The organism is Paenibacillus forsythiae T98 (genome assembly GCF_000520735.1).
In the GTDB taxonomy this organism is placed as follows: Bacteria; Bacillota; Bacilli; order Paenibacillales; family Paenibacillaceae; genus Paenibacillus_AQ; species Paenibacillus_AQ forsythiae.
On sequence record NZ_ASSC01000654.1, the window covers coordinates 1 to 21501 of the forward strand.

The 21501-nt window shown below is 53.6% G+C and carries 21 protein-coding genes and 1 pseudogene; 4 read left to right on the forward strand and 18 right to left on the reverse strand.

The window, feature by feature from the left end:
- From L692_RS29590 to L692_RS0120270, 8 genes are all read right to left on the reverse strand, one after another.
- Window positions 1-214, reverse strand: a 214-nt coding sequence (locus L692_RS29590) for a glycosyltransferase family 2 protein (protein WP_036724719.1), incomplete at its 3' end; no start/stop codon positions are given.
- A 22-nt stretch (window positions 215-236) separates the two neighbouring features.
- Window positions 237-869, reverse strand: a complete 633-nt coding sequence (locus L692_RS0120240; RefSeq protein ID WP_376717957.1) for a sugar transferase — start codon at window positions 867-869, stop codon at window positions 237-239.
- Window positions 870-984: 115 nt separating this feature from the next.
- Complete coding sequence (gene galU / locus L692_RS0120245; RefSeq protein ID WP_084463295.1) at window positions 985-1872, reverse strand: UTP--glucose-1-phosphate uridylyltransferase GalU; 888 nt, start codon at window positions 1870-1872, stop codon at window positions 985-987.
- Window positions 1873-1926: 54 nt separating this feature from the next.
- Window positions 1927-2565 carry a CpsD/CapB family tyrosine-protein kinase gene (locus L692_RS0120250; protein ID WP_025701866.1) on the reverse strand — a complete coding sequence of 213 codons (639 nt, stop codon included), beginning with the start codon at window positions 2563-2565 and terminating at the stop codon, window positions 1927-1929.
- Entirely contained in the window at window positions 2549-3289 is a 741-nt protein-coding gene (locus tag L692_RS0120255; protein ID WP_025701867.1) for a YveK family protein, read from the reverse strand. Before L692_RS0120255 ends, L692_RS0120250 begins: the two co-directional genes overlap by 17 nt.
- A 279-nt stretch (window positions 3290-3568) precedes the next feature.
- Window positions 3569-4204, reverse strand: coding sequence for a response regulator (locus L692_RS0120260; RefSeq protein ID WP_025701868.1), 636 nt, complete (start codon window positions 4202-4204; stop codon window positions 3569-3571).
- A gap of 24 nt (window positions 4205-4228) precedes the next feature.
- Window positions 4229-5875: a sensor histidine kinase gene (locus tag L692_RS0120265; RefSeq protein WP_025701869.1), complete on the reverse strand. Its 1647-nt coding sequence runs from the start codon at window positions 5873-5875 to the stop codon at window positions 4229-4231.
- A gap of 607 nt (window positions 5876-6482) precedes the next feature.
- Entirely contained in the window at window positions 6483-8378 is a 1896-nt protein-coding gene (locus tag L692_RS0120270) for a sensor histidine kinase (protein ID WP_025701870.1), read from the reverse strand.
- Between the two features lie 322 nt (window positions 8379-8700).
- On the opposite strand from L692_RS0120270, the gene L692_RS30785 reads away from it, so the two are divergent.
- Window positions 8701-9228, forward strand: a complete 528-nt coding sequence (locus L692_RS30785) for a hypothetical protein (RefSeq protein ID WP_156940535.1) — start codon at window positions 8701-8703, stop codon at window positions 9226-9228.
- A gap of 216 nt (window positions 9229-9444) precedes the next feature.
- Entirely contained in the window at window positions 9445-10143 is a 699-nt protein-coding gene (locus L692_RS0120280) for a peptidylprolyl isomerase (protein WP_036724726.1), read from the forward strand.
- Between the two features lie 165 nt (window positions 10144-10308).
- On the opposite strand, the gene L692_RS0120285 is transcribed toward L692_RS0120280, so the two are convergent.
- The 5 genes from L692_RS0120285 to L692_RS0120305 all read right to left on the reverse strand — a co-directional run bounded on the left by L692_RS0120285 (window position 10309) and on the right by L692_RS0120305 (window position 15251).
- Window positions 10309-11409, reverse strand: coding sequence for a Glu/Leu/Phe/Val family dehydrogenase (locus L692_RS0120285; protein ID WP_025701872.1), 1101 nt, complete (start codon window positions 11407-11409; stop codon window positions 10309-10311).
- Window positions 11410-11714: 305 nt separating this feature from the next.
- Window positions 11715-12362, reverse strand: a complete 648-nt coding sequence (locus L692_RS0120290) for a nitroreductase family protein (protein WP_025701873.1) — start codon at window positions 12360-12362, stop codon at window positions 11715-11717.
- Window positions 12363-12546: 184 nt separating this feature from the next.
- Complete coding sequence (locus L692_RS0120295) at window positions 12547-12981, reverse strand: RrF2 family transcriptional regulator (RefSeq protein WP_025701874.1); 435 nt, start codon at window positions 12979-12981, stop codon at window positions 12547-12549.
- 209 nt (window positions 12982-13190) lie between these two features.
- Window positions 13191-14123 (reverse strand): manganese-dependent inorganic pyrophosphatase, encoded by a 933-nt coding sequence (locus L692_RS0120300; protein WP_025701875.1) that lies wholly within the window; start codon window positions 14121-14123, stop codon window positions 13191-13193.
- A 426-nt stretch (window positions 14124-14549) separates the two neighbouring features.
- A complete protein-coding gene (locus L692_RS0120305; RefSeq protein WP_025701876.1) occupies window positions 14550-15251 on the reverse strand; it encodes a YjjG family noncanonical pyrimidine nucleotidase in 702 nt (233 codons plus the stop codon).
- Window positions 15252-15431: 180 nt separating this feature from the next.
- Here L692_RS0120305 and L692_RS0120310 point away from each other — a divergent pair, with 180 nt between their 5' ends.
- Together L692_RS0120310 and L692_RS0120315 are read left to right on the forward strand one after the other, a co-directional pair.
- Window positions 15432-15833: a MerR family transcriptional regulator gene (locus L692_RS0120310; protein WP_025701877.1), complete on the forward strand. Its 402-nt coding sequence runs from the start codon at window positions 15432-15434 to the stop codon at window positions 15831-15833.
- A 25-nt stretch (window positions 15834-15858) separates the two neighbouring features.
- Complete coding sequence (locus L692_RS0120315) at window positions 15859-17031, forward strand: MFS transporter (RefSeq protein WP_025701878.1); 1173 nt, start codon at window positions 15859-15861, stop codon at window positions 17029-17031.
- 55 nt (window positions 17032-17086) lie between these two features.
- Here L692_RS0120315 and L692_RS0120320 read toward each other — a convergent pair whose 3' ends face one another.
- The 5 genes and pseudogenes from L692_RS0120320 to L692_RS33050 form a co-directional block, all read right to left on the reverse strand.
- The gene (locus L692_RS0120320) at window positions 17087-17608 is read right to left on the reverse strand and encodes a mismatch-specific DNA-glycosylase (RefSeq protein WP_156940536.1); all 522 of its coding nucleotides are present in this window, start codon (window positions 17606-17608) and stop codon (window positions 17087-17089) included.
- 95 nt (window positions 17609-17703) lie between these two features.
- Window positions 17704-19743 (reverse strand): DUF6449 domain-containing protein, encoded by a 2040-nt coding sequence (locus L692_RS0120325; protein ID WP_025701880.1) that lies wholly within the window; start codon window positions 19741-19743, stop codon window positions 17704-17706.
- Window positions 19718-20620: an ABC transporter ATP-binding protein gene (locus L692_RS0120330; protein ID WP_025701881.1), complete on the reverse strand. Its 903-nt coding sequence runs from the start codon at window positions 20618-20620 to the stop codon at window positions 19718-19720. The genes L692_RS0120325 and L692_RS0120330 overlap by 26 nt, the downstream gene beginning before the upstream one ends.
- A complete protein-coding gene (locus L692_RS0120335; RefSeq protein ID WP_025701882.1) occupies window positions 20617-21003 on the reverse strand; it encodes a GntR family transcriptional regulator in 387 nt (128 codons plus the stop codon). The genes L692_RS0120330 and L692_RS0120335 overlap by 4 nt, the downstream gene beginning before the upstream one ends.
- Before the next feature lie 199 nt (window positions 21004-21202).
- Window positions 21203-21501 (reverse strand): annotated as a pseudogene (locus tag L692_RS33050) (hypothetical protein); the annotation flags it as partial.

Consider the following 21501-nt stretch of genomic DNA (forward strand, 5'->3'; position numbering starts at 1 on the left):
GATATTTCATGAAGATCATACTTTCGTATTTATCCATGAACCGTTTCACGACGGATGCCGTATCATCCGTCGACCGGTTATCCACCACAATGACCTCCGCCTCGTCCAGCATCTCGAGCCCGAGCAGGGAATCCAGCGTTTTGGATAACAGCACGGACCGGTTGTAAGTGCAAATGATGATAGACAGCCGTGGTAATTTTCCTTGCTCAAACATGGGCATTCACCTAATTTCTGAATTAATACGCATTTTTCGAGCCCAGCAGCATGAGACCCGTCTTCAAAATGATCTTCAGATCGAGCGCTGTGCTCCGCATGCGGATATACGTAAGATCCAGCTGAACCATTTCCTCGAATCCGACGCTGTTGCGCGCATGAACCTGCCAGTAGCCCGTGCAGCCCGGCGTTACGGTCAGCCGCTGCTTGTCATACTCCGAATACTGCGCCACTTCATCGGGAAGCGGCGGCCGGGGACCGACCAGGCTCATATTGCCGACCAGCACATTCCACAGCTGGGGAAGCTCGTCAATGCTCGTCTTGCGCAGAAACCTTCCTATTTTGGTAATCCGGGGATCGTTCTTGATCTTGAACATCGCCCCGCTGACCTCGTTGTAAGCCATCAGGCTCTTCTTCAACTCCTCGGCATTCGAGACCATCGACCTGAACTTGTACATCTCAAACGGCTTCTCATCCTTGCCGATGCGGGTCTGGCGGAAGAACACCTTCCCCTTCGGGTCGTCCAGCTTGATCAGTACGGCGATTACAGCAAACAGGGGCAGCAGGAAGAGTAGACATAGAGCGGAAAAAAGAAAGTCGATTACCCGTTTCACAACCAGGTAGGAATTGGCTTCCTGCGCTGCTTCGGCATGCATCACATAAAGACTCGACAGAATCGGCTTAGCGTCATCCGGCATTTTTGGCATGCTCATTTCCCTCTCAATCCTCCTTGAAAGAATGGCCCGTTGAAACGGGTGTTGCGCTTATCCGTTAACTGGTGGCTTGCTCCGCCTTGCTGAGCCATTCCGCCATGGCGTCCATGAGGGGATAGCGCAAATCCTTGTTCTGCAAGGCGAACTCCATCGTGGTCAAAATGTACCCGAGCCGTTCCCCGACGTCGTATCTCGTTCCGTCGAAGTTGTAGGCATAGACCCGCTCGCTTTGATTCAGCTTCTGGATCGCGTCGGTCAGCTGGATTTCGCCTCCGGCGCCTTTTTCCTGCAGATCAAGATATTTAAAGATCTTCGGCGTGAACACGTAGCGGCCCATAATGGCCAGATTGGATGGAGCAGTTCCAAGCGGCGGCTTCTCCACAAAGTTGTGGACGCGATACAGACGGCCGTCCTGCAAATCCGGCTCGATAATACCGTACCGGTTGGTGAACTCGTCGGGAATTTCCTGCACGCCGATCACCGAGTTCTGCGTTTCCTCATACTGCTCGATCAGCTGTTTGAGGCAAGGCGTCTGTCCGGTAACAATGTCGTCCCCGAGCATTACGCCGAACGGCTCGTCGCCGATGAAGCGTCTGGCGCACCAGACCGCATGTCCCAGCCCTTTGGGTTCTTTTTGCCGGATATAGTGAATTTCAACCTTGGATGAACGCTGCACCTCCTGCAGCAGCTCAAGCTTGCCGTCCTCAAGCAACCGCGATTCCAGTTCGAAGGCGTTGTCGAAATGATCTTCAATCGCCCGCTTGCCTTTACCGGTCACGATAATAATATCCTCGATACCGGAAGCAATCGCTTCCTCCACAATGTACTGAATAGTAGGCTTGTTGATGATTGGAAGCATTTCCTTCGGCATCGCCTTTGTTGCGGGAAGAAAACGGGTTCCCAGTCCGGCTGCGGGAATAATTACCTTTTTCACTCTTTTCATCATCCATGCCTCCTAAAAATAGTTTTGCGGCTTAACGCCCAGCTCATTGTTTCGACATTACTTGGCTTGATTTATGGCAATCCCGAGAATAGCGGTCCCGGATTGTTCCATCAGCGTCTTGACCTTGCGGATCGAATCCCGCTTCGACTTGCCGTAGCGGGCAACGATGACCACGCCGTCCGTTAGCGGCGCAAGCACCCGGGCATCGCTGTATTCCACCGCGGGGGGCGTGTCCAGCAGAACCAGATCATGGGTTCCTTTCAGTTCCTCCAGCAGCTCTCCCATCTTGGCGTTGCCCAGCAGATCCGGCGGACTGGCGGTCGAAACTCCGGCCGTCACGATGGTGAGGTTGGCGAGATTGCCGTATACGCTGATCTGGTCGGCTTCCTTCAACCCGCTCAGATAGTCAGCCAATCCTGCGCCATTCTCCAATCCGAACACCGTATGGAGCCCGGGGCCTCGCAAGTTGCCATCCACCACCGCGACCTTCTTGCCGTCCTGCACAAAGGATACGGCGAGGTTGGCCAGAACGGTCGTCTTGCCCTCTCCCGCTCCGCCGGAGGTGAAGAGCAGCGCCTTGCCCCCGCCCTGCAGCAGCCCGAGCTGGCGGATATAGGTGCGCAGCGAACGGAAGGATTCCGACACATGCGACTGCGGATTCCGCTCGGCAATGAGGGTGTTACTTAATCGCAGCATACGCTCCCTCCCCTACTCTTGCTTTGTTGTCTCCATCGTTGCCGAGGTCGCGTTTGCGGATGACCGGTATGGTGCCGATGACCGGGAGGCCGAACTCATGCAGCGCTTCCTTCTCGGATCGAAGGGAACCATTCAGCGTCTCCAGCAGCAGGATAATGCCCAGAGCCGCCATAAGAGATACAACGAAGCTGATAATGAGGTTCATTGTAAATCCGCCGTTTATCGGTCCCGGAACATCTTTCGGGTCCGCCGGAGTGAGGAAGTTGACATTGTCCATATTCATCAGTTCCGGCAGGGTGCGAATGAAAGTCTGCGATACGGCATTGGCGATGCCTGCCGCCTTCACGTAACTTGTATCCTGCACACTGAGATTGATGATCTGGCTGCCCTCCGAGGATCTGAGAGTCACCTTGGAGCTGATCCCGTCGCCCGAAAGTCCGAATTCCGGATGCGCCGCAGCGACACGGTCCATAATGGCCGGCGATTTAATGATTTCCTTGTAGCTTCCGATCAGGTTGAGACTGAAATTCAGATTATTCAGGTTATTGCCTTCCGGCAGGTTCGCAGCGTTATTCACCAGCAGCTGCGCTGATGCGGAGTAGACGGGAACCACATAATTCTTGCTCACATAATAGGTGGTGCTGCAGGAGATCAGCACGAACAGCACGATAAGCCATAACCTTTTTTTGATCAGATTCAGGTAATCCAAAATCGTCTTTTCCACAGCGAGCCTCCTTCCGTAGGATTTTGAAAGACTTCTGAAAATTTCAGTTAACTTGCTTTAATTCTATCAATCCACATTTTTCGGGGCATGGTCCCTGCCATTACTTTCGTTTTCACTTTTGAATAAAGAAAATTACTGCTTAAGGGCAGCTGATGGTATACTTTAGTGCCATGCCGCATGGAGAGCGGATAAGCTCCGGTGCCGGACTTTGCCGAAAACACAAAGAAACACGGACAATATGTCCGTGTTTCGGGTTGCTGAATGTCATCTCCCTGCCGGTTATTCGACAGACATCTCGTATTTGGTTAAACCCACAGCGTTGGCATAGAGCGCAGCCTGGGTGCGATCCGCAACCTGGAGCTTGGCCAAAATTTGACTGACATGCTTCTTGACCGTGAACTCGCTGATGAAGAGACGTGAAGCAATCTCGCGGTTGCAAGCTCCCTGCCCCAGCTCAATCAGCACCTCCCGCTCCTTCGGCGTAAGCTCATCGGTCGGACCTTTGCCGCTCATCCTCATCTTGTCCTCCATCAGACCGGGATCGTAATACTTCCTGCCCTTATAGACCAGTTGAATGGCGAACAGCAGCTCCTCCGGCAGCGCCTCTTTCAAGACATAGCCGTCGACCAGCACTTCCTCCGCCTTCAGGAAATCCTCACGGCTCGCCGACGATGTCAGCAGGATGAATTTGCTCTCGATTCCGCGCCTGCGCGCGGCCTTGATCACATCGATCCCCGACTCGTCGGCAAGCTTCAAATCGATCAGCACCAAATCCGGGCGCACCTCTTCGAAGACGCGCAGAGCCTCTTCTCCGTTCGTTGCCTCGCCCGCAAAACTCAAATTGGGCTGCATGGAAATAACGGCTGCCAGCCCTCTTCTCACAAGAGGGTGATCATCCACAATGACGATTTCCATAATGCAAAGACCTCCTATCATCCTTTATGCGTTCTTTAGTTCAACCACGCCTACCGGAATTGAAATCAGAATCTGAGTACCTGCATTTTCGTTGCTGGATAACTGGAAATCACCGCCAAGAGAACTTGCCAAATGCTGCATGTTCTTCATTCCGAGTCCGCTTGTCCCCTCCTCTGAACGGGTCCACAGCAGATCGGTGTCGAAGCCGATGCCATCGTCGCGGATAGCCAGTCCGATCCATCTTGGCTTCAAGGTCAGCTCCACTTCAATATTGCCGGCGCCTCCGTGACGGATGGCATTGCCGGTCGCTTCGGATATAATCCGGAATAGCGCCTTGTGATACGGGTAGGGCAGGCTGAAATCGTCGCCCTTCACTTTGAAAACGATCTCGACATCATTCAGTCTCGACAGGCTCTTCAGATGCGATCTCACCATGCCCAGCCAGGTTGGACCGCCGCTCTTCTTGGAGCTTAAGCTGTAGATGGTAATCCGAAGCTCCTTGGCGGCCTTGGTCGCCGAATCATGGATCAGCTCAATCTGCTCCTCCAGCTGGGAGGGTGTCATTCTCCGGAAGGACTGCTTGAGGGAATGAGCCGCATACACAATACCGAACAGGCTCTGCGAGACGCTGTCATGCATTTCGTCGGCAATCCGGTTCTGCTCATTGGTCACAATGAGCCGGTTCTCGGTGACGCTCAGCTCATGGCGTTCCAGCGTAATCGCGCTTAGCTCCGCCAGAAACATCAGCTGCTGGATGTACCATCTTCGGCCTTCCAGCCCCTCGTGGGCCTCAAGCTTTACTCCGATGACACCCACAAACCGGGTGCTCATCCGAACCGGCATCATCAGCAGATCCCCGAACCCGGGAAAGCTCCGGAAGATCGGCTCCTTCTGGCGCCGCCATTCAGGCTCATATTTCTTCAGCTCCCCGAACAGATTCTCTTCCTCGTCAGGGGGCCAGCCGGTCTGCCGGCTCACTAGCGACGGCCCTCCGCTGCTGCCCGCGAACCAGAACAGCGCTTTATTCAGCTTCGTCAGCTTGAGGGCATAGTCGGTAATGACCTGTCCAATGTTCATAAAATCATGCTCGCTTGAGGTTTCCACGATGTGATACAGCGATTTGATGTGCTCAAGCATTTCGTCGGTGCGCGCCTCGGCCTCCTCCCGCTGCCGCCTGAGCTTCGAGAGCAACTGCATAAAGGTCGCCGTAAGCGCAAGAGCCAGGAACAGATTTCCGTTCTCCAGCAGCACAGAGGCAAATGTGTCGTCCAGCGATTTATAAAAAAAATAGCAAAATCCAAGGAAGATGGCAAAGTAGCCGGCCAGCAGGCTCCAGCAAAAATAATAGGACAAGGAACCGGCTGCGATCAAAATGGGATTCAGCGAATAGAGCTTGAATGGACTGTCGTACCCGCCTGTACAAATTGTCAGCAGAAGAATCAGCAGCATCTCGATGGTCACCGACGCCATCATGGCGTGCGGCTTGTGCCGAAAACTCCTGAAGAAGGCGATAAACACATGAGCCAGCAAACCCAGAGCCAGGATGATCGGAATTTTATAGACAAGGGCAGGACCCGTGTGCGTTACCAAGAACATCAGCGAAGTAAGGAACAGTGATAAGTACCTGAAAAATATAATCATACGATCTTCCGCAGACAGCCTGATATTCATCCCACCACCCAATTCTCCAAATTTGTGGAAAATGCGAGCTTTTACCTGCCTTCAAACCGCTGTGTTAAATGCATCATACAAAAGAAAGGTGACAATAACAAGTTACCTTTCAGCCTGATAACGGTTACATGCTTAAAAATTAAAGATATTTTTTTTATTTTTGCCTGTTTTATTCAATCAAAAATGGGGTATAGGGGTAAAATTTGGAAATTAGTAAGAGGGGTATGTTAACTAAGGTTCCATCAATCTCCAATACTGCGTAAAGAGCCGGCATACGGCAATAGAATCGCGAGGCAAATCATTGCAATCCCGGGTGCCGAAGCGGAAGCGGCATGCTCCGCAAGCCTTTCGGGATCACATATTGCAGCGGCTTTCCTGCTGCCCCCATTGTCCCAAGTCGATAAATCCCGGTCCGCAGAGGAAGAGGTCTTCTCTCCTATTTTCCAGTAGAAGGAATCCCCCCCTTAGGCCACAAAAGATTTCCAAATATCTGTGCGCTTGAACCCCCGATTGGCGGCCAGCCTTTAATCCGGGAGGCGCCCGATGCTATAGACCTGCCTACAGCGCAGGGCACAGGCCGGTGCCTTAACCGGATTCGGCTTTGCCCTTACGGCTTCACGGCAGGCAGCTTGACGCTCGCTTCCGTACCTTTTCCCTTGACGCTCTGAAACTCGATCGTACCCTGCATCGCCTCAATGAGCCGGAAGGTAACCATCAATCCAAGCCCGGTGCCTTTCGTTTTGTTGGAGTAATAAGGCTCGCCCAGCCGGGCAATCTCGCTGGCCGTCATGCCTTCTCCCGTATCCCGGACACTGATGACGACGTACCCGCCGGATTTCCGGGCGCTAATGGTCACCAGCCCGGTCTCCTGAAGGGCTTCGATGGCGTTCTTGATAATATTGATCAAAGCCTGCTTGAACTTGGAAGAATTGAACTTGACGTACAGACCGGCTTCGAGATGAATCTCGATCCGGCTTCCCTGCATTTGGGCCAGAGGAAGCAGAATACCCGCGACATGCCTCAGCTCTTCCCCGACATCCAGACATTCCACCTTATCCATCGCCGGCTTGGCGAAGGTTAGAAAATCATTGATAATATGCGAAGCCCGGTCCAGCTCCGAAATCGCCAGCTGCAAGTATTCCTTCTCCTTGCTGCCCTGCGATCCGCCGATAATTTGCAGAAAGCCTCTCGTAACCTGGAGCGGGTTGCGGACCTCATGGGCGACAGAGGCGGCCAGCTCGCTAATAATTTCCATTTTTTCAGAACGTTGAAGATCATTGTTGAACTTCTCCAGCTCCCTGGAATATTCGACTACCTGTTCATGATTCCTGGCGAATCTCCGCCCGACAATAACAATCAGGGAAACCAGGAAGCCGACGATCCCCCATTTCCACCAGTAGAGATGGTACTTCTCGCCGGACATATAGTACAGGGACAGCTCACTGAGCGACGAAAGCGCGAACACGGCGAACCCCGAGGAGAAGATAATCGCCTCCACATTGCCGTTCAGGGCGTATCGGATCGCAAGTCCCAGCAGAAGCAGAAACTGAATAATCATGAGAATTCCGACGACATCGACAGTGAACGCTCTATACAGCTCTTGGGTCCGGTAGGACAGGGCAATATTGAGCACGCTAAGTCCTACACAGAACAGCGAATATCCCATTTGCAGCTTCCGCAGCCGGGTAACGGCTTTGTACAGGCCCGGACCGAATAGCTTCTCGAAAAAATAGGTGAAGGCCGGAAGCAGCGTGAACAGCGCCGCGTCGAAAAACAGCTCCAGCCACCTGTACTGATTCCCCGTAACAAGCGCGAGGTAGGGAGAGTAGTAAATCATCAGCACGCCGGACGACAGCATGATCAGCATGAGCAGAATTCCGTTGGAGAACAGCTCTTTTTTCAAAAATATCGAGCAAACGCCCAGAACGACGGCCATAAAAATAAGCGACCCGCCAATCATGACGTCCAGCAGATCTTCCCTCAGGTACAGATTCAGCATATTGCCGTAGCTGCCCACCTTGATCCCTCCTTCCAGGCCAAGGCGGCCGTCACTGCCTCCGCTGTATATGTACAATTCTTTGCCGGTCTGCGCCGCTGTCAGCGGAATCAGCAGCTTGCCTCCGCCGGTGCTCCCCCTGCCGTTTGAATCATATACCACCGTATCGTCGACATAAGCCCTGATATCCCTTCCGTAGACCTTGTTCAGCAGAGCTGCCGAATGGCTCCCGAGTGGAGGCACAGCAGCGCGGAGCCACACCGCCGTCATTTCTCCCGGCATCTCGGGGAGATCGTCCGAAGGCTCAACGTCAACCCACCCCATATCCGAACGGGGAGGATACGCTCCGTGATCCCCTTCCGCTCCATTCACCCATTTCATCTGCCACCCCGGAAGCTCTCTGCCCTCCTGTTTCCCCCGCCCCATCTGAACGCCGATCTCAATCATGGAGGCCAGCAGCAATATGACAAACACGATAGCCGCTATTTTGTGCAGTGGCAATTTCATTGTGGCACCTCAACTATCTGATAAATGGGTATTTGGTATAGTATAATTTTCGACATTTTTCGATTTGTTCCTTTATGCTGTTCTAAAATAACTGCGGCCTGCTCCGTCAGGCATAGCTTTATGCATTTCGCGAAAGAATATATAGCGGAGCTTGGGCCGCAGGTCCAGCCTACAACGATTCGTTTGCTCTTGGAAGGGTATAGAATTAATATAGACCGTTCCTGGGCGGATGCCCTGACTGGCAACCACCCGGATAGAATATGGCATGCGCGCTTCCAGCGGAAGCGCAAAGCTGATGACCCCTCAGAAGGAGCTGAGTACCATGGCCAGTTTCGATAAGACGGAAGCCGATTTTACGTATGAGCGCTATGTCAAAATGGGCGGCGTCTCTCCGGAGCAGGATATTCCGGCGGATGACATCCCGCTTGCGGGAACAGAAACCGCGCAAAGCATGAGCGAAAGGGCCGCAGGCCGCGTTGGTGTTCCCACCCGGTCTCCTGTTGCCGTCCGTGATCCGAAGCGGGCAGCGGACGCCGGGTTGAACGGGCCCGGACCGGGGCAAGGCGCTCCGCGGGGCAGGCAGGATCGCATCCTTGGAGGACCCGCTCATGACCGCGATGAGCTTCTGCACTCAGACGCTTCCCTTGCAGCGGGCGCTGCCGGACTGATTCAAGGCCTGATCGATTATGCCAATGACGAATGGACGGCGGAGGACGAGATCGATCCGCTGGAGGATATTCCGGATGCCGACGATATTCAGGCCGGCAGTCGGGTCGATCCGGCGACCCCTCCGCTCGATGTTATGCCGGGCACGGATGTGCTGAACGGATCAACGGGCGAAGACGAATGAAGATGAAAGCGCCGCCAGGCAATGGATGTCCGGCGGCGCTTTTTCATCGCTTCCATCCTGACAGCAACAATACATATTCCTATTAATTGTAAACCTCTTTGGGTTCTGTGCCAATCCTGATTGTTTCCGCGAATTTTGCAAAGCGGTCCGGCCCGGGGTATGATGGCATATGACGCAAGGATCAAGGATGAAAAGGAGAGACAGTCAGTGAAAGTTATACGCAATCATTCGGTTGCCGTATGGACGGTTCTGGGCCTTCTGCTGCTGGTCCTGGTTTCCGGCTGCGGCAATAAGCCGGGCGCCGCAGGCAGCGCGGACCCCGGCGCATCCCCGGCATCGGGGGCGGAGCCGCAGGCAAGCGCCGGGCCCGTGAACGGCGCCCCTTCCGGGAACGCGAGCCATCCTCTCGTTACTATTGAAATGGAGGACGGCGGCATGATCAAGGCCGAGCTGTATCCCGAGGTCGCACCGAATACGGTGAACAATTTCATTTCACTAATTCAAAAGGGGTTCTATAACGGTACGATTTTTCACCGTGTCATTCCCGGGTTCATGATTCAGGGAGGGGACCCTGAGGGGACTGGCATGGGAGGACCCGGTTACAGCATTTCCGGAGAATTCTCCGAGAACGGCTTCCCGAACTCGCTTCTGCATACGAGGGGCGTGCTCTCGATGGCCCGGACCAATGAACCGGATTCGGCGGGCTCGCAATTTTTCATTATGACAGACGCCGCGCCAAGTCTCGACGGAAAGTATGCGGCCTTCGGCAAGGTGACCGAAGGGCTTAAGGTCGTTGACGCGATCGCCAATCTCCCGAGAGGAGCGGCTGACCGTCCCAACCATCCGCCCGTAATCAAGAGCATGTCGGTGGACACCCTGGGGGTCGCTTATCCCGAGCCTGTCAAGATCCAGTAAGACCAAACGGTTCGTAAAATCTTGGATTTCAAGAAGAAACGGCTTCTTCGTTCGCTAGGAACGGGAGCCGTTTCTTGTATTTATCGCATTTTGCTGCCGCTCTTACGGAACGGCTTTGGCCTCATTGGCGAGCTGCCGGAGGTTGCTCCACGCCCGAAAGATCCGTCAGGGCCGTCTTCTGCTGAGGTTATGGTGGCTGTCGCGAAGAAAGGTGCTGCGGCTGTTCTTCAGCAGAGCGATCCGTTCCTCCGCCAGATGGTCCGCGGCCGTATGGGTCGGAATGCCCTTCTCGCGTGAAATTTCAAGGACCCGGGCAATGCTGTCGTAAATCTTCGCCACCTGCTTCAAAGCCCGTTCCTTGTTATAGCCGTTCAACTCGTCGGCAATGTTGATAACGCCGCCCGCGTTGATAACATAATCGGGCGCATAGACAATGCCCTTCTCATGCAGCGCATCGCCGTGGCGGGGCTCCTTCAACTGATTGTTGGCCGCGCCCGCGATCACCTTGGCCTTGATCAGCGGCAGCGTCTGGTCGTTAATGGTCGCACCGAGCGCGCACGGCGCATAAATATCGCAGTCCACGCCGACGATATCCTTCGGATCAACCGCTTGGGCGCCGTATGTCTCCACGGCCCGGCGAACCGCTTCCTTATTAATGTCGGCAACGATAAGCCGGGCGCCTTCCTCCTGGAGATGCCCACATAACGAAAAGGCGACATGGCCTACCCCCTGAACGGCGATGGTCTTGCCTGCCAGCGAATCCGTACCGAACGCCTCCTTCGCCGCCGCCTTCATGCCCCGGTATACGCCGAAGGCCGTAACCGGCGAAGGATTCCCCGAAGAACCGTAAGATTTGGAGATCCCCGTGACATAATCGGTCTCCTGATGGATGATGTCCATATCATCTTCGGTTGTTCCCACATCCTCGGCGGTGATATATCGCCCGTTCAGTCCCTGGATGTATCTCCCGAAGGCGCGGAACATCGCTTCGTTCTTGTCCTTTGCCGGATCGCCGATGATTACGGTCTTGCCCCCGCCCAGATTGAGTCCGGAGACGGCGTTCTTATAGGTCATGCCTTTGGCCAGACGAAGCGCGTCGACGATCGCCTCCTCCTCGGAGGCATAGGTCCACATCCGGGTGCCGCCCAGAGCCGGCCCAAGCGTCGTATCGTGAATCGCAATGATGGCCTTTAGGCCCGATGCCCGGTCCTGGCAGAACAGCAATTGCTCGTAATCATCCTGCGTAAGTGCTGTAAATAATTCCATGGTCTCCATTTCTCCTGTCGTTGTATGCTGATTCCAATGACTGAATGTCCATTCGGCTGCTTTGCTCCCAATATTGATCGGGCCGGTATTCGATTTCCGACTGGGCGGTGACGATCAGACAGCCCGAAGCTTCGTTTCCAAAGCGGCGCTGCCGCTTCTACCCAAGATTGTAGCAGAAAGCGGCGTTTCTCCCAAACGCGTGAAAAGGCGTATGGACGCGGCGAACCCCCGCCGGGTCCCGGCGGGGGTTCGTATTAACCGATGCCTTCAGGAAGTAAGGATCGGGGATTGTTGACGATGTGAAGTTAACCCTTGAATCCGTTGTAGGAAACGACATCCTCCAGCGGCAGGCGCGTGGTCGTCCGGCCCGGGACTGCGGCGTGGCCTACGGCAATCAGCATAACGGCCGCATAGCGCTGCGGAATCTGGAACAACTCGCGGAATTTCTCGGCATTATAGCCGCCCATCGCTACCGTATCATAGCCCTTCGCCTTGGCTGCGAGCATCAGCTGCATGGAGACCAGACCGCCGTCCACCAGCGCAATATCCTTCTGCTTCTCCCGGCTCAAAGCGGAGTAAGCGTTCCAGCTGTTCTCCACCATCATGTTCCGCACTTCCGGCGTCGCAAGACCCGCTTCTACCGCCGAGTCCCAAATCTTGTTCACGTTGCGGTAGGCCTCCAGGTCGCCGAGTACGGCGATAATCGCGGACGCCTCCACCACTTGCTGCTGGTTGTGCGCAATCGGCAGCAGTTGCTCCTTAAGCGCCTGATCCGTAATGACAATAAAGCGCCAAGGCTGAAGATTGGAAGAGGAAGGCGCCAGAATCGCATCATTTAGCAGGTCATTGATCTCTTCGTCAGACATTTTCCGGGAAGAATCATACTTTCTCACCGAATGGCGTTCGCGCAGAACCTCGCTGAAAGCCGGATTAGTATTCACTTGTGTCTCCATAACAGTTAACCTCCCGAAAAATATTCCCGCCGGCCCGGCCGCGGTAAATGCTCCTGTCCATCGCCTGTATCTGTGTATATAACAACACAGTTAAGACCAAAAAAGAATCGCCTTGCAGCAGCTTGCCGCCACCGAAATAACTGTTGTTTAACAAGCACAGTATAAAACAACAAAAAGCGATATGTCAATATCCCGCTTTTCGAACAACGTCCGCGACCGTATAATTCTTCAGCACCTCGGTGACACTGCGGTCCACCTCTTCCAGAATGCCGCAGAAGGCCGTCTTCATCTGCGTGCCGAAATCATTCACGCACATCGTACCGCTGACCGCCTGGTGACGGGCTTCCCCTACCTCAAGCGCCCGGTATACCTCGGCCAAGGTCAACTGGTCGGCCGCCTTGTTCAGCGTATATCCTCCATCCCGCCCTTCCCGGGTGACCAGGATGGACTCCTTCGCCAGCTTGGCAAGAATGCGGCGCAGCAGCGTCGGCTCAGATGACATCAGCTTGGCAATCTCGCAGCTGGGGCAGGTTCCCCCGTCCTTGGCAAGCACCACCAGCGCCTGAAGGGCCAGTCCGAACGATTTGTACTGCAGGGAGCCTATATTGCGTTTAGCCATGAAATTCGCCTCCTGACCTTAAGTCTCATAGCTTAAGTCTCTTAATTGTAGCAATGGACCATCCAACAGGCAATGAATTTTCGCAGCACCCGTACAAGCCCCGCAGCAGCAAGAAAGGGAAATCCCGGGCCAGAGGCGGCCGCTCGGAACTTCCCTTCGCAAGACAGCCCCGCGCACGGGGCGCGGCGGCTGCAAATTGTAGTTCAATCTTACTGCTTGGCGATCGTCTCGGTGAGCACCGGCACGATTTGCGATTTCCGGGAAACGACGCCTTTGAGCAGGGCCTTGTTGCCGTCCAGCTTCACATTGTAGGCCTGTTCGACGGCGCCCGCCGCGCTGCCCAGGGCGACACCGATGGAGTCGCTGTTCAGGATATCCGTCACGACGAACAGGAACAGGTCGAGTCCCTTCTCGTCGATAATGCTTTGCAGGGCGGTCTCAAGCTCAGCCTGGCGGGACAGAACATCGTTCGTATCCACCGCGTTGACCTGGGCGATGACCACTTTCTTGTCGCCCATGCTGAATTCCTTCGCGTCCAGACTCAGCAGCGTATCGATGCTCTTGTCGCTGAGGTCCGCTCCGGCCTTCAGCATGCTGAGGCCATAGCTGTCCGTGTCTACACCCGCGATTGCCGCCAGCTCCTTGGCTGCGGCCACGTCTTCTTCAGTGCAAGTCGGGGATTTGAACAGCAGGGAGTCCGACACGATGGCGGACAGCATCAGTCCCGCAACAGGCTTCGAAATTTCCACTCCGTTCTCCTTGTACAGCTTCTTCAGGATCGTCGCGGTACAGCCCACCGGCTCGGCCCGGTAATACAACGGATGTGCCGTTTCAAAGTTGGCAATCCGGTGATGGTCGATGACTTCAACAACGCGCACCTGGTCGATGTCGCCGGCGCTTTGCTGGCGCTCATTGTGGTCGACGAGGATAACCTGCTTCGCTTCGCCCGCTACACTCTCCACAAGACGCGGAGCTTCCACGCCGAAATGGTCCAGCGCATATTGCGTTTCGGAACCAACTGCGCCAAGACGGACGGCTTCAACGTCCCAGCCCAGCTCTTTTTTGAGCGCGGCGTAGGCGATGGCGGAGCAAATCGTATCGGTGTCGGGATTTTTGTGTCCAAAGACTAATGTTTTTTCCATTTCCAAGCTCCTTACTTTGGTTTTTGTTCAATATAATATACCATACATTGATAGGAAGCCGCCAGAAGCGGGAACAAGAGTCCAGGCAATCGATTGCCGATTTCCAATACAGAAATTTGGACTCAGGCATTAAAATGGGCGCTTGGCGCGTATGGTCAAGTGAGATCAGGCTCACTCGTCCGGTTGGCAAACCGGATAAAGTGCAGTTTTTTTCATTCGGAAGCCTCAGTTAGCCAGAAAGTCCTTCCATGGTACAGGAATTTTAGGCTGTGCGGACTGAATCTGATGCAGAACATGCCCAGAACCTGTACGTCTACAGGCATGTTACCTCGCGGCTCTCTCAAGCAGACAAAAAGATGCGCTATTTCAGGTTTTCTGCCCTATTTTCTCGCCCCGATTGCAGCAGCAGCCCGGAGCCCGTTCCCGCTACTTGCGGCCCACAATACTCATCAGCTCGGACAATGCCTTGATTTCATAGGTTGGAATGATTCCGGGGTCCCCGGATTTCCCGTGCGGATTGAACCAGCAGGTGTCGATTCCATATGAAATTCCGCCCTGGATGTCCGAAGTCAGGGTGTCGCCGACGATCAGCACGCTGCGCTTGTCTTCGGAGGTGAGTCCAAGCTTGGCAAACGCATGGTCAAAAATGCCCGGCTCCGGCTTCTGGCTCCCGACTTCCTCCGAAATGATGATATGCGCGAACGCATCCCGCATCGGCGAGTCCTGAATGCGCGAATACTGAACCTCCTTAATGCCGTTCGTAATTACCGCCAGACTGCACCCGGAGAGCTCCTTGCATACTTCCGCCGCTCCCTCAATCAGAAAGGTCCCCGTTCCCGCTCCCAGGTGGAACAGGTAGGCCGCGCTGAAAGACTCGGGGTCCAGCTTAAGTCCGTGTGCGGCGAACAGCCGGGCAAATCGCTCCACGCGCAGAACGGCGGAAGAGATTAGCCCAAGCTCCAGCTCCCTCCACAGTCCCCTGTTGATTTCATTGTATGTAGATGCGCAGTCTTCGAAGCCCTCCGGCATGCCGAACTGCTTAAAGGCCTCCCTCAGCGCGTAGCTTTCCGACTGCTTGTAATCGAATAGCGTATCATCAGCGTCGAATAGAATGACATCGTATTTCACCTGTACCATGACCTCCCGATAATCCTGCATGATCCGTAATCCTGATTTGGCATGCTACTATATTCAGCTTCCTCCTTGCTCATTCCTGCCGAAATTCAAATTATGCCGGAAAATTCTACTGAAGGCACAGGAATGAATGAACCTTGACTTAGAGTTAACTCAAAAGTTTATACTTTGTTCATGAAAAAATTGCTGACTATCCGACAGGTCGCTGAGATCACCAAGCTAAGTGTCCACACGCTTCGTTATTACGAGCAAATTGGCCTACTTAGCTCAATTGGCCGCGACAAAAATGGTTACCGTTGTTACTCGTCCGAGGATATTACCTGGATTGAATTTCTGACCCGCCTGAAAGCCACAGGAATGTCAATCAACAAAATGATTGAAATCGCCGAGTTAAGGAGGCAGGGCGATTCGACTTTAAACGCCAGAAGGGTTCTCATGGAAGAGCATTATCAAGAAGTTCAAGAGCAGATAGCCGACCTGCAAAAAAACCTGGACCTGCTTGCGCATAAAATTGTTATTTATAAGGAAATGGAGACTATTTATGAACTCGGACAAAAAAAGAAATGTGAGGAATAGAATAAAAAAGGAGATTTTATAACGCATGAAAAAACGGCTTTCAATTTACATTATAGCCTTAGGGGTATTCGGAATCGTTAATACGGAGCTTGGAGTGGTCGGTATTTTGCCACAGATATCAGATCGATTTAATGTCAGCGCCTCACAAGCAGGAATGCTGGTAAGCATGTTCGCATTAATTATTGCACTTTCCGGTCCGTTTGCGACTTTATTATTTTCAGGCATCAATCGTAAGACTATATTAGGTTTAGTAGTTGTTGTCTTTGCCATTTCTAATCTTGTTTCGGCATTTTCTTCTACATACTCGGTATTAATGCTGTGCAGGGTCTTTCCTGCTTTTCTCCACCCGGTCTACTTTTCAGTCGCCTTCGCAGCAGCCGCAAGTTCCGTTCCAAAAGAGCAAAGCGCTGCGGCGGTTGCCAAAGTTTTTACAGGTCTAACGGTAGGCATGGTTTTGGGCGTTCCAATCACATCGTTTATTGGAGATCGTTATTCTCTTGAAGTTGCGTTTCTTTTTTCATCTATTATAAATATGATTACGTACATTGGTATTGTCATTTGGATTCCATCCATGCCGGTTGAGGAGAAGTTAACCTACGGCAAGCAGTTGAGAATTATGCTTAAACCGCAATTATGGATGAACATCGCAGCCACTTGTTTTATTCTTGCAGCCTTGTATTCCCTTTATTCTTATTTTGCCGAGTATCTTATCGATGTGACGAACATGAGCAGCAGAACCATTAGTTTTATGTTAGTCATTTTTGGAGCGAGCGGGATCTTTGGCAATCTATGCGCAGGTAAATTTTTGAGTAAAAATATTACTGCAACCATCTCTGTATATCTTGTGCTGCTTGGAACCATTTATTTACTTATATTTTATACTGGAAAATATATGTTTCCAATGATCCTGATCATCATTGTATGGGGAGCTGTTTTTGCCGGTGGTCTCCTTATAGGCCAAACTTGGCTTACCTCAGAAGCTTTGGAAGCCCCTGAATTTGCTAACAGCTTATTTGTCTCCTTTGCAAATCTAGGCGTAGTATTCGGTACTGCTGTAGGCGGTTGGTTTCTAGCCCGGATGGGAACGCATTCAATCGTTTGGAGCGGTATATTATTCTTAATGCTGGCTTCCGTGTGTATTGGAGTAAAAATAAGGCTATTTGACTTTAAGGAGTCCAAATTCAATTGCAGGTATTGACCGGGTGTCCCCTTGACAGAACGGGTTCATCCGGTCAAATCTCTCCCCTACAAATTCATTCCAAGTCAGACCGGGCGGCCTCGCTCAGCCTGCGGTAAATCCCGATGATCTCATCCATCGGCATGCGCACCAGTCCGCTGGAGGACGGCGCGACAAATTCGCGCACGCCGTCCACCACCGGCTCCAGCCCCTCCTGAAAGCCCCAGTACGCCTTCGTCCTGCGGCTGAATTCCGTGTACACGCCCTTGCCGACAAAGCAAGCGATCTGCGGCCGGTACTTCATAAGCTTGGCGCGCAGCAGCTCCCGCCCCTGGCTGTACTCCTCCCGGGTAATATCCTCGGCGCCCCGGGTGGGACGGGCGACGATATTGGTGAAGCCATAGCCCAGCTTCAGCAGTTCGCCATCCTCGGAAGCGTCGTACAGCCTCGTCGTAAGCTGGCTGCGGTACAGAATTCTCCAGAAGTTATTGCGCGGATTCGCATAATGATGACCGACTTCTCCCGAACGCAGACTCGGGTTAAAGCCGATAAATACAATTTGCAGCCCGAAATCGAGATGATCCTCCACCGGGTTCATGACGTTTACCTCCGTTATATTTACAATTCGCGGTCTTTCCGGGCGAAACGCTCGAAGCCGTAACGTTTCGCCCGGATCGTCTGATAAAAGAGCAATCAAGGGAGCAGCCCTTTCAGTTCAGGAGTCATTTCTGACGCGTCCAGCCTGTAAAAATTGTACCCTCCTTGCTTGGACTTTACAATGACAGTGTAGGAGCCTGTCTTCACCGAATAGTTCCGCCGGATGTTCAGAATCTCCTCAATCCGCGCCTTATCTTTGACAATGACGGACCTCCCCTCCTTTCTCGCGAGCTCCAGTTGGGCCATGGGGTCATACTTAAGGCCCTTCGGGAGCGCATTCTGTTCGCTCTGCTTCGCCACCTCGACAGTCAGCAGGTCGTCCGGCTTAGTCTTGATCCTTTCTGCATAGCCTTTTTGTTCAAGCCATGCTCCCAGCTCATGATAGGACGCCCTCCAGTCGTAGCCATCGTACAAGTAGCCCGAGTAAGGATTCTTTATGGATTCTTGTGTACCAACCTGGATCAAGGCCAGCGGAGTTGAGTCGTCTAACTGGTCTTTAAAGGACATGTTCAGGATCTCTTTCTTCAGCAGCTCCTTGAACGCCGTAATTTCCGCCGGATCTGTGATTGAGACACTCCTGACATCGGAACCCACTTGAATGCTCGCGAGCGGCTTGTCAAGCAGCGGCAGGAGGTATTCAGCCCGCTTGTATTCGGGAGATTCCATGACCGCCTTCAGCTCAGGCTCGAAACCGGCCAGGGGCACACTGTACTGTCTGGCTATTTCAAGCCCGTTCCTTAGCTTATAAACCAAGGTATAGTTGAATATTCTCGTCGAATGATACTTATATGGGTCTTCATTTTCCCCTGGCCGCGCCTGCACAAGCACTTCATGGAGCTTGCGGACCGACGCGATGTAGGCAGGGTCACCGGAGAACGGGTCTACTCCCTTGTAAGGGCTTCGTATCGTGTAATCGGCCGAACTTGCAACCGGCAATTGTGAATCCTTATAAGCCGCGTAACGGCTTCCGGCGTAGACCTCGGCGACCTTGTCCACAGCGGGCACTCTCGCCTCAAAGCCTGTTATTGGCGACACGGGGAGATACAGCAGGAGTCCGAGAACAACCGCGTAGCCCGCAAACCGCAAGGGCAGCTTCCGGTTCAGAATTTGCCATGTTTTACGGATAACCATTTCCGCCCCGGCATATCCGATGATAGCTCCGAGAGCAAAGCCGGCAATGGCCCATCCGATGCTAAGCGGGCGCATTTGCGCAAAATAAGTACCGGACAGCAGCATCGCGCACAGCATGACTCCGCCTTTGAACAGCGGATTGAAGTACGTAAAGGCAAGCGCCTGGCCGGCGGTTTCCACCTGCCGCTTGCGGTACAACAGATAGGATAGAAGAATGAACAGAACGATTAGAGCGGCATAGATGCCAAGCTCGCCCCAGGTATAGGGCTTGGCATTTACATTGATCATGTGAAGGAACGGCGACCAGTAGTCTATATTGCTCCTGCTGTTCTGGTATGAGAATCCGTAAAGGTACATGGATAAATGAGAAGTAATAATTTGGGAAAGCACAGCAGGAAGAATCAGCAGAATATAAACGACGATTCCCTGCAGCACGGTCAGCCCAATGCAAATCCCGACGAACGCGGTCAGGGTGAACAGGAACAGACTCAATATGCTGGCCGTCGCTCCCCAGGCCCATACATCCGCTGCGCTGTACAGGAACATATTCCCTCCCAAGTTCCTCACCAGACCGGCGACAAGCGCCGTAAGCCACACCGGAACGAGCAGCAGAATGCAGCCATTGAAGAGTTGAACCGTCAGCAGATGCTTCCGCCGGAGCGGAAGGCTATGCATCATATCCGCCGCTCCTTTGTGCTGAAGGTAGCGGAACAGTGCCAGACCGGCCGCCACGGGCAGTGTAAGGATGAACAGTATGGCAAGCGCATCACCAACCTGGAACAGATCCTCCACCTGCCGAGGCGGTATATCAGGATTTCCGCCAAGGAACATTTGCAGCGGCAGCGCGAACAGCAGGCCGAGCAAGTAGATGACCGCGATCCATGAATGCTGCCAAATATTCTGCCGGATCATGCCGCGGTTAAAGAAGAATCGGCGCGATGTCATAGCCAGCCCCCTCCATTTCGTAAATAAAGATTTCCTCCAGGGTCAGCGGCAGCAGATCCAGCACATACGGGTCGTATGCGCGGAAATACTCCTCGATCCGTGTGCGGTCTCCTTTTACAATATAAAGGAAGACACTGCCCCGCTGTTCACGGTGAAGCACCGGCAGCTTGGCTGTCAGCGCATGCTCATGGCGTTCGTCCCGGAAAGCGACTTGCACTTTATGCGTGTCGGATTTCAGCTCGTCAAGCTCCTTGTCGATCAGCAGGGCTCCGCCGTGCATAATGCCGATATGATCGCACAGGTCTTCAATCTCCCGCAAATTATGCGACGAAATCACAACAGTAAGGCCGCGTTCGGCGATCTCCTGGAACAATACATTTTTAATCTGACGCCGCATAACCGGATCAAGCCCGTCCAGCGGTTCGTCCATGATAAGCACATCCGGCATACAGCTGAGCGCCAGCCAAAAAGCGGCCTGCTGCCGCATTCCCTTGGACAAGCGGTTCAGCTTGCGCTTCGGGTCCAGCGGAAACAGCTCGCCAAGTTCCTTGAAGCGCTCCCCGCTCCAGCCCGGATAGACGGATTTATAGAAATCGGCCATCTGGACGATGGAAGCCTGCGGGAAGAAATAAGGAAAATCCGGCATAAATACGATTCGCCCCTTGCTGTCCGGGTTCTCGAACACCGGCTTGCCTTCGATTCGCACGTCTCCCGACTCCGGGCGGTATATCCCGGCAACCGTCTTGAGCAGCGTTGTCTTGCCCGCTCCATTCGAGCCGAGCAGCCCGAATATATTTCCTTTATGTATCGTCAAAGAAATGTTGTCGACCGCTTTCCGGTCCTGAAAAACCTTGCTGACCCCCCGTATTTCGATCATGTCTGATCCCCCTCTCCTTTACTCTCCGACGCCTGCTTGAACAACTCGCCAATTTCCGTTTCCGTAAAGCCAAGATATACAGCTTCCACCATCAGACGCAGGAGTCCTTCGCGCACTTCCTCCCTTTTGGCCGCGTTCATTCCGTGTTGCGCCGGGGAGACGAAGCTGCCTTTTCCCGCACGGGAATAAATATAGCCTTCCCGCTCCAGCTCCCGGTAAGCCTTCTGAATGGTGTTGGGATTCACGGTAAGCTGCGCCGACAAGGCCCGCACCGAGGGCAGCTGCTCGTCAGGCTGCAAAATACTGTACAATATCATCTCTTTGATCTTATCCGTCAACTGCTCGTAAATCGGCTTGCGGCTGCGAACGTCCAGTTCGAACACAGGCGATTCCCCCTTTCCCCCGCTCCCGGGCTAATAGCTTCCTTTGGCAGAGCAGGTGTATTAACTGTACTACTATTATTGATACAGTCGAACGAAATGTCAATACAAGCCAACTAAAAAAACAAGCCGTTCCCGTCTGGAGATTTCTTATTCTCCACGGGAACGGCATATCGGCTGCGGCGTCGGGGCTTCCATCCATTTAGAGAAGCGTTCCTTTCTCCGCAGCCAGAATTTCTCCTTTACTGCGCCGGGGGGACCAGTCGCTGATCAGGGCAAAGGCCACGCCGGGAAGCAGCAGAAGACCGGCCAGCGCAAAAGTGCGGCTGAATCCCTTCACCGCCGCTCCCTTCATTTCGCCGCCAATCCGGGCAACGAGCGCTTCCGTCTCGCGCATCTGGGCGGGCACCGATTGCTCAAGCGCTGCGCGCTCCTCCGGCGCAAGCCCGGAAGCGGCCGACTGGAGCTGTGAGCCCACCGCAGCCGCCGCGCTTTCCGGCG